Below are 8,247 nucleotides of genomic sequence, written 5' to 3'. Positions count from 1 at the left end.
ATCGCACTTGTAGTCTGCTTCAGCAAACGACAGTATTTAGTTTTCTTCAATCAAGCTAAATACCGTCGCTTGAATTAATAAAATTTAGTCAAACAATAAGTTAGTCAATCAGTCAATCAGCTATTCAAACATTATACAAATGTTAAATAACTAAAAATTTCCAGCCAGTCACTACACATCTGAGAATTAAGCAGTTAGATTGGGCGAGAAAATATACAGAAGAACCAAAAAATGCAAGTAATCTCTTGTTTGAGTCTCTCAGGAGGCATGGGAAAAACCACCTGTAGTTTTTTCTTAGGTCTACATTTAAGTAAATTGGGCTACAAAGTACTGATGGTAGATAGCGATCCTCAGTCAAACCTAACGTTTTATCTCTCCATCGGAGTAGAGGCAGACGAGCCAACATTACTAGAAATATTGAGAAAGCAGATCGAAGTAGAAGAGGGAATATACGCAACAAAATATTCAAACTTATGGATAATTCCTTCAGATGATGCCCTCAATCAAGCACAAGAATACCTGTCAAATAGCGGCATGGGAGCAGTAGTAATGAAAAAAAGACTAGCAGAAGTATCCCAGATGTTTGACTTCTGTATCATCGATTCACCACCTCAACGTTCACAAATAAGTTTGACGGTATTGGGAGCAACAGATCGGTTACTAATACCAGCAGAGGTATCGAGCAAAGGGATAAATTCAATCTGTCGCACATTAGACCTAGTAGACGAGCAGGTAGAAATAGAAGCATTTGCGGGAAAAATCTTGGGAATATTACCCTTTAGAGAGCGCTGGGTGGGAATCCGTCAAACTAGAAAAAGTAAAGAAAGCCTAGAAACGATTAGGCTATTTTTAGAAGAGGAATCAAGACCTGCATTAAAAAGAATAAAAATACTACCGTCGCTAATAGAATCAGAACAGTTCAAAAAAGCGATGGATTCGGGAAAGACACTGGGGGAACTAGGACACGAGGATTTAGAATATCCTTTCCAACAAATCTCTAAATTATTATCCTCAAGTTTAGTAACTACAGTGTGAGTCAAAAATAATTAAAAGAAACGAAAAATGACAGAAGCGATAGAACGCCTAAAAGATAGGCAAAAAAGAAAAGTAAGCGCCAGAAATCCATCCCTAAATTCTCAAGCTAAAAATGACTCGATAGCTGAAGATAGTCAGTTATTAAATCAGTCAAGCAACGATAACTGCTTGACGGCAAACAATCAAGTAGTCAAACAACTAAACAGTAATAGCTCTGTAACTGAAAATAGTCAATCAATAAATGAATCAGAAATAAATGACTCGATAACTGAAGATAGTCAATCAATAAATGAGTCAGAGATAAATGACTCAATGACTGAAAGTAGTCAAGGCGCTGTCTCCCGAATGCATTCGGGAGCTTGTACGCGCCGTCAATCAGTAGGCTTAGAAGCGGACGGGCGCGGTCTTGGGGGTTTCCCCCATGAGCGACCCGTTCAAGAAACAGAGCCGATGCGTAGAACGATTAGACTAGATCCAGCAGTAGACAAATTGATGGATACATTGTGCCGAGAAAACAGAGTGACCAGAGAAACTTTGATTGAAGCAGCAATCTTGACCTGTAGCAAAAATCAGAAAACCTTAAATAAGGCGATTGTAGAAGCTAAAGACAGATATAAAAATCGTAAACGAATCGGCGAACTAAAAAAATTACAGACTATGAACCGAAAGTTCGGTCGAGATATTTCTTGAAAGAGATTGCGGACGGGCGCGGACTCGGGCTCTGCCCGGTCAAGCGACCCGTTCAAGAAGGCGATTTTTTTAGTCTGAGAATCATTCAGCTCGTTCGTAGATTCGAGAAATCTGCCAAGGACAAGTTGAATGCGTCTACTAATGAGACGCATATCTAGATTAATATAAAAGTTCAGTATAGAAGAGGATGACCTCAAGAAATAAAGTAAGGCAAAAAAGTAAAAACGTAACCAGTATTTATCGGGAAATTTAGACAGTCAAGAAAATGCATTAGATAGGCATTAACCTCCTGCTCCCACATAAAGAGGATTCATAGGCTCTAGCCTCTAGGCTCTAGGCTCTAGCATTTACAAGGGGATTGAACCCCCAGTAAATGCAGGCTTCTTAAAACAAAGGGCTTGCCCGCATGTAGGGGTCTTATACCCACTTATCTGCGTAACTCGGCTCTTGCCTAGAGCCTACGCCCTAGAGCCTAGAGCCTCGTCCCGCAGGGACGATAAAATAATCGAGCGCTTTTTCTGGAGGCAGAGAAGCATATTGTTGCGGAAGTAGCCAAACGGTAAAGTTTTGGTTGTGATAGAACAGGGGAATGGTAGATTGCAGCAACTCAATCTCATCTTCACTACAACCACGCTCATCATTGGTAAACAAAGAAAAAACAGTTACCTCATCAGAGTCAGTTTGTTCTAACTGAAACAAAAGTTCATCAATATGTTGGCAAGCATTCTTCAAAACATTGGGCTTTCCATAGTTAGGGTCGAGTTTTTGACGGCGTTTAGCTTCTCCCACGGTACACCTTCAAGTTCAAGAAAAATAAATTTAAGCAGATTCAAGTTTTTCAGCGATCGCCTGACGAACAAATTCCTGCCAGTTATCTTGGCTCTTGACTTCCGATAGTAGAGAAGGCGGAACTCTCAGGTTTAATTGAGCAGTACAAGATTCCTTTCTTTCTGTTTTAAAAGTATAAGCCTTTATTTGGTCTATTTTAGGATTCTTGTTGGCCATAGAAAAGAACTGTCACCGTATGAAAACCTGATTATTAATAATATAGCTTGTGAACATGGCATAGTAAAAAACAAATATTTGATTAAAATCCTCCATTTAATAGTCTATTGCTGTGTGAACATGGCAATAAGGTGATATTATAAATTAAGACTTAAAAGAGCGATCGCTTTCCGTCGAAAGTCCGCGATCGCCTTTGAGTAAAACCCAGAAAAAGGAAATTTACTATGACACTGAATATAGCATTGCAACAGGAGCAGCAGCAAAGAGTAAAGAACGATTTAATCTTAGCAAAGAGGCAAATCCACGAGGAAGCGGGTCTAAATACAGACTTGTATTCGGCAGGATATTTTGAGGGATATATAGGGTGTGAACCGTCTCACCCAGAACAACATAGTTATTGGGCGGGCTATCAAGTGGGTTGTCGAGAATATTGGGCGAAGAAACTAGGTGTAGAAATACCATCTGAATTCTAATGGGCGATCGCCCTAACTTTTAGCTTTTAGCAAGTAGTACTCAAGATAACCTGTACTGCTTGCCAAAAAGAACGCTACAGAAACTAATTACTGAGTTGAACCTAAATGAATAGACCCCAAAATCAGGGAGAGATGATAAGTGCTGGCTTATCCCAAATAGCCCCTACGTACCAGAAGGCGATCGCTCATACTGCTCAACATTATCAAACAATGGTGGCATTTGTACAAACCCAAATGGTTAAAGATGTAGACTACGGTGTAATCCCAGGAACAAAAAAACCAACATTACTCAAGCCAGGGGCAGAAAAACTGTGTAGACTATTCAGCCTACACCCAAGCTACGAGCTAATCCATTTCGTCACCGATTTCGATAAGCCCTTATTTCACTATCACTATCGCTGTACTCTAGTACGACAGGGAGAGATGGTAGGACAGGGTGATGGCAGTTGTAATTCTAAGGAGAAAAAATACGATTCCCAGAAATACAAAATCTTCGATCTGACCAATACCATAGTCAAGATGGCGCAAAAACGAGCGTTAGTAGCAGCAGTGTTATTTAGTTGTGGCGCATCGCAATTCTTCACCCAAGACCTAGAGACAATACCACAAGGGTACAAGGTGCCAAGAGGAGAGTCATGAGCATCTTAAGTACCTCCCCCACCAGCACAAGACACTTTGATATGCAAATAGCTGCTGCCTTGGGAAACGTTAACGCAGCGATCGTCATCCAACAACTGCATTACTGGATGGAGAAGAAGGAAGTAGGAGTAGTAGTAGACGGCATCAAATATATTTACAACACCTACCGAGACTGGGTAAAAACACAATTTAGCTGGTTGTCTCAATGGCAGTTAAGACAAGCAATGTCTTTGTTGCGAAGTCTTGAAATAGTCAAAGTAATTCGTTACAAAGCTAAAGAGTGGAATCAGACTAACTACTACACTTTAGACGGCGAGCGCTTGAATGAATATCTCAAGTCCCAATCGGCTGGAAGTATTGAAATGTCAGAGTTGCAGAGTAACACACCTCAAGGTGAAAGATCTTGTACTCTTGAGATGAGGAATAGTGAACTGTCATTATATGAAACAAAGATTACTACAGGAGATCTAACAACAAAACAAGTAAGCGATCGCCATAATTCAAAATCTCAGCCTTTTGCTGCTGCTCAACCAAAAACAACTTCAAAAGAAGAAAAAATCTCCAAAAGAGTGAAGTCACCAGAAGAAAGGTTAACTGCTTCTGCTCGTCAGAATAAAGTTAAATCAGAACAGATTGAGGAAGACACTGGCTCTGACAAAACACCTGCTGGGGTTGACTATATAGTCAACAAAGATTGGCAGAAGCAGATTGAGGAACTAGATAGTACGGGAATACTAATAAACAAGACAGTGATTAATCTGCTGAAGATGTATAGTCCTGAGCAAGTCAGAGGAGCGATCGCGCTCTTTCGGTCAAGGAAAAAAGAGCAGTATATTCCCAACCCTTCTGGATATTTCGTAGCAGCACTCAAAGGCGATTGGGGAAGTAAAACTGTAATTGAAAACGAATCTACTGGCGATCGCGACTTACAAATAGATACGGCTGCTGTATTCCGTCATTGGTATGACTTGGCGAGAGAGTTAGGTTACTGTGGCGGTCAAGAGGTTAGAGAAGGGGAACAGTGGGTTGTCTTGTCTGGCTCATGGGAAAAATGGGAGGATGCGGTCAAGCGGGGTTATAGCTTGGAATATCTTAAGAAAATAATGAAGAGGAATTTGAGACAGTGAAAGATAATATTGTCAGATTAATTGAAATAAAAACAGGAGTTTAGAAAGAACTATGAAGCTGCAAAAAATACTCCAAACAAAGCGTAATGAAATTCTCGAAATTGCTAGTAAACATGGTGCATATAATGTGCGAATTTTTGGTAGTGTAGCCAGAGGAGAAGAAAGCTCTAGTAGCGATATTGATTTTTTAATAGATTACGATTTAGCCAAAATTACCCCTTGGTTTCCTGGAGGATTACTAGCTGATTTAGAAGATGTCTTAGGCTGTAAAGTCGATATAGTAACAGAAAAAGGATTGCATAGTTTAATTCGCGAACGTATCTTAGCTGAAGCAATTAAATTATGAAAGAAGATCGGATTTATCTAGAATATATTTTAGAGTGTATTAACTTAATTGAAACTTACGGTAAAGGAGGAAAAAAAGAATTTATAAATAATCTCATGGTACAAGATGCTATTTTGAGAAGATTACATACACTAGCCGAATCAACTCAGCGTCTTTCTGATAATTTAAAACAACAAAACTCAGATATTGATTGGCGAAGTATTTCAGGATTTAGAAATATTTTAGTGCATGATTATTTAGGTGGAATTGAGCTTGATTTAGTTTGGGAAGTAGTGAATAGTTATTTATCTAATCTCAAAGAAAAAGTAGAAACAATCTTACAAGAAAAGAATATATAATCTAACAACTTTGACAACTTCAATTAAATCTTAAATCTCGTCATTGTATTAGAGATAGAGTGAGAAAAATTTATGGTCAATCCTAAATCCGCAGCTAAACTGATTCGCCAACATTTTAAAGAGTTGACCACAGAACAATTTGTGGAGAATCTGCATCGTTCTTGTCCAGAGGTATTTGAAGATAACGAGCGATCGTCATCCAACAACTGCATTACTGGATGGAGAAGAAGGAAGTAGGAGTAGTAGTAGACGGCATTAAATATATTTACAACACCTATGTCGATTGGATAACTCAACAATTTAGATGGCTATCTAGCTGGCAATTCAGAAAGTCAATGAATCTATTGCGATGCCGAAGGCTAGGCGGAGCCTAATCGCTTTCCATAGTGAAGGTAATCAGGTACAAATCGAAACAATGGAATCAGACCAATTATTACTCATTAGATCGCGATCGCTTGGCAGAATTTATCAACCTAGAAATGGCTGGAAGCATTGAAATGGTCGAGATGTGCAATACCCCACTTCAAGATGAGAGAAACCTTCCTCTTGAAGTGAGAGATCTTAACATCTCATATATAGAACCAAAGATTACTACCAAAAAAGAAACAACAGAGCAGAGAGGCGATCGCCAAAAAACAGAATCACCTCTTGCTGCTGCCTCGCCTAAATCGGCTAAAGATGAAGATATAAACCAAAAAGGGAGTAATCCCCATTTAGCAAGTTTGACTGTTTCTCCTGGTCAAATAAAGTCAAATCAGAACAAGTACACTCAAACATTAATGAAGATAAAACACCTGCTGAAGTTGACTATATAGTCAATAAAGATTGGCAGAAGCAGTTAGAGGAATTAGATAGTACAGGAATACCTACAAATAAGACAGTGATTAACCTGCTGAAGATGTATAGTCCTGAGCAAGTCAGAGGAGCGATCGCGCTCTTTCGGTCAAGAAAAAGAGAGCAGTATATACCTAATCCTTCTGGGTATTTCGTGGCAGCACTAAAATAAGGATGGGCAGACAAGCAGATTGTGGAAAGCTTAAACTCAGAGGGAGAAATAGACACGGCTACTGTATTCCGTCATTGGTATGACTTGGCGAGGGAATTGGGTTATTGCTTAGGTCAGAAAATCAGAGAGGGGCAGCAGTGGGTTAAATTATCTGGCTCGTGGGAAAAATGGGCGGATGCGGTAGCCCGTGGATACTCGTTGGAATATCTCAAGAAGATAATCAAGCGAAATAGTAGACAGTAATAAATCAAACAGTTTTGTTATAATAATTATTATAACAAGGTTAATGTAGTAGATTTTATGTATACGCTGAAGTTAACAACGGTAGGTTCATCAACAGGAGTAGTAATTCCTGTTGAAATGCTCAAAAGCATGAAGTTAGAGAAAGGTGATTGTCTGTACGCGGTTGAGACACCTGAAGGATATGTGGTGAGTCCATATAATCCATTCGTAGAAGATCAAATAAAACAAGGTCGTGCATTTATCAAGCAAAACAGAGAAGTATTTAAAGCCTTAGCGGAATGAGTCCACCTATTTGGATCGATGCAAATGCTTTGCGTTTATTGCATGGCGAAAGTCTTGCGGAATTCGGTGGACTTTCAGGAATGAGGAACGAAGGCTTATTCTTGTCTGCGTTAGCTCGTCCTCAAAACCTTTTTGCTTATGAAGAAGTGACAAGCATTTCTAGGTTAGCTGCGGCATATGCCTATGGTCTTGCTCGAAATCATCCCTTTAATGATGGAAATAAACGTGCAGCTTTTTTGGCTATGGGTATGTTTTTGGCAATTAACGGTTATTTATTAAAAGTAGAGCCAGTAGAAGCAGTAGAGACAGTGCTAGCTTTGGCTGCTGGAGATTTAGCAGAATTAGAACTAGCTAAGTGGATTGAAAAATTTATCGTCAAAGCATGAAGCGCAAGGAAGTAGCCAGGGCGATCGCTCTTGTTGCCGATAATCAAGAGAAGTTAATCCAAGCTTGGACTCAAATTCACGGAGCATAATTAGAGATGGCACAGCTAACCGACCGACAGATAAAAGCACAAATCGATGTGGCGATCGCCCGCCAACAAAAGATCGATGCAACCGAACCGAGGGCTAAAGAAGTACTATTTGATGACGGTAGACTTACGCTTCACTTTACTAACGGTGCATCTTTTTCATTTTTAGCCGAATCTGTAGAAGCGATCGCGACACAGCCCTCTAAGATTTTAGCAACAGTAGAACTTACTCCATCGGGAAAGGGGTTAAGGTGGAACGAGCCAGATATAGATTTGAGCATTCAAGGGTTGCTACTGGGTATTTTTGGAAGCAATATGTGGATGAAACAGATCGCAGCCAAAGGTGGTTCATCTACTTCGGAGAAAAAGAGGGCTGCATCGAGAGGCAACGGAGCAAAAGGCGGACGACCCAAAAAAAACAATTACACACCAAGATGAAGCTTCCCCAACTTAAACATAGAAAACTGTGGGGGCGACAATCTAGACTGAAAATTAGAGAAGAAGGGAGTTTGAGGCAAGTGGCAAAAAAAGATAGGCTGAAGAGTGAGTCATCAAACCTATCGTCATATAATGTTACCTGAATTATATCAA

Annotated in this window: 15 protein-coding genes; 13 read left to right on the top strand and 2 right to left on the bottom strand. The window is 39.8% G+C overall.

Going from position 1 to position 8,247, the window contains the following annotated elements:
- Nucleotides 1-231: 231 nt before the first annotated feature.
- Nucleotides 232-1,035, top strand: a complete 804-nt coding sequence (locus KME09_01260) for an AAA family ATPase (protein ID MBW4532544.1) — start codon at nt 232-234, stop codon at nt 1,033-1,035.
- Between the two features lie 27 nt (nt 1,036-1,062).
- A complete protein-coding gene (locus tag KME09_01255) occupies nt 1,063-1,725 on the top strand; it encodes a hypothetical protein (GenBank protein MBW4532543.1) in 663 nt (220 codons plus the stop codon).
- 465 nt (nt 1,726-2,190) lie between these two features.
- Here the strand turns inward: KME09_01255 and KME09_01250 are convergent, their stop codons facing one another.
- Together KME09_01250 and KME09_01245 are read right to left on the bottom strand one after the other, a co-directional pair.
- A complete protein-coding gene (locus KME09_01250; protein MBW4532542.1) occupies nt 2,191-2,514 on the bottom strand; it encodes a DUF2839 domain-containing protein in 324 nt (107 codons plus the stop codon).
- A gap of 30 nt (nt 2,515-2,544) precedes the next feature.
- Nucleotides 2,545-2,730 (bottom strand): hypothetical protein, encoded by a 186-nt coding sequence (locus tag KME09_01245; protein ID MBW4532541.1) that lies wholly within the window; start codon nt 2,728-2,730, stop codon nt 2,545-2,547.
- Between the two features lie 224 nt (nt 2,731-2,954).
- On the opposite strand from KME09_01245, the gene KME09_01240 reads away from it, so the two are divergent.
- The 11 genes from KME09_01240 to KME09_01190 all read left to right on the top strand — a co-directional run bounded on the left by KME09_01240 (nt 2,955) and on the right by KME09_01190 (nt 8,094).
- Nucleotides 2,955-3,203 (top strand): hypothetical protein, encoded by a 249-nt coding sequence (locus KME09_01240; protein ID MBW4532540.1) that lies wholly within the window; start codon nt 2,955-2,957, stop codon nt 3,201-3,203.
- Between the two features lie 105 nt (nt 3,204-3,308).
- Nucleotides 3,309-3,842: a hypothetical protein gene (locus KME09_01235; GenBank protein ID MBW4532539.1), complete on the top strand. Its 534-nt coding sequence runs from the start codon at nt 3,309-3,311 to the stop codon at nt 3,840-3,842.
- The gene (locus tag KME09_01230) at nt 3,839-4,969 is read left to right on the top strand and encodes a hypothetical protein (protein ID MBW4532538.1); all 1,131 of its coding nucleotides are present in this window, start codon (nt 3,839-3,841) and stop codon (nt 4,967-4,969) included. The genes KME09_01235 and KME09_01230 overlap by 4 nt, the downstream gene beginning before the upstream one ends.
- A gap of 52 nt (nt 4,970-5,021) precedes the next feature.
- Nucleotides 5,022-5,315 carry a nucleotidyltransferase family protein gene (locus KME09_01225; protein MBW4532537.1) on the top strand — a complete coding sequence of 98 codons (294 nt, stop codon included), beginning with the start codon at nt 5,022-5,024 and terminating at the stop codon, nt 5,313-5,315.
- Nucleotides 5,312-5,653 carry a DUF86 domain-containing protein gene (locus tag KME09_01220; GenBank protein ID MBW4532536.1) on the top strand — a complete coding sequence of 114 codons (342 nt, stop codon included), beginning with the start codon at nt 5,312-5,314 and terminating at the stop codon, nt 5,651-5,653. Before KME09_01225 ends, KME09_01220 begins: the two co-directional genes overlap by 4 nt.
- 72 nt (nt 5,654-5,725) lie before the next feature.
- Nucleotides 5,726-5,890 carry a hypothetical protein gene (locus KME09_01215; protein ID MBW4532535.1) on the top strand — a complete coding sequence of 55 codons (165 nt, stop codon included), beginning with the start codon at nt 5,726-5,728 and terminating at the stop codon, nt 5,888-5,890.
- Between the two features lie 149 nt (nt 5,891-6,039).
- A complete protein-coding gene (locus KME09_01210) occupies nt 6,040-6,468 on the top strand; it encodes a hypothetical protein (GenBank protein ID MBW4532534.1) in 429 nt (142 codons plus the stop codon).
- Between the two features lie 212 nt (nt 6,469-6,680).
- Nucleotides 6,681-6,902: a hypothetical protein gene (locus KME09_01205; GenBank protein ID MBW4532533.1), complete on the top strand. Its 222-nt coding sequence runs from the start codon at nt 6,681-6,683 to the stop codon at nt 6,900-6,902.
- Nucleotides 6,903-6,959: 57 nt separating this feature from the next.
- Nucleotides 6,960-7,184, top strand: coding sequence for an AbrB/MazE/SpoVT family DNA-binding domain-containing protein (locus KME09_01200; GenBank protein MBW4532532.1), 225 nt, complete (start codon nt 6,960-6,962; stop codon nt 7,182-7,184).
- The gene (locus tag KME09_01195; GenBank protein MBW4532531.1) at nt 7,181-7,570 is read left to right on the top strand and encodes a type II toxin-antitoxin system death-on-curing family toxin; all 390 of its coding nucleotides are present in this window, start codon (nt 7,181-7,183) and stop codon (nt 7,568-7,570) included. Before KME09_01200 ends, KME09_01195 begins: the two co-directional genes overlap by 4 nt.
- Nucleotides 7,571-7,665: 95 nt before the next feature.
- Nucleotides 7,666-8,094: a DUF2442 domain-containing protein gene (locus KME09_01190; GenBank protein MBW4532530.1), complete on the top strand. Its 429-nt coding sequence runs from the start codon at nt 7,666-7,668 to the stop codon at nt 8,092-8,094.
- The last annotated feature ends 153 nt before the right edge of the window (nt 8,095-8,247 follow it).

The organism is Pleurocapsa minor HA4230-MV1, assembly GCA_019359095.1.
Classification (GTDB): domain Bacteria; phylum Cyanobacteriota; class Cyanobacteriia; order Cyanobacteriales; family Xenococcaceae; genus Waterburya; species Waterburya minor.
This window is presented reverse-complemented; position numbering and strand designations above follow the sequence as displayed.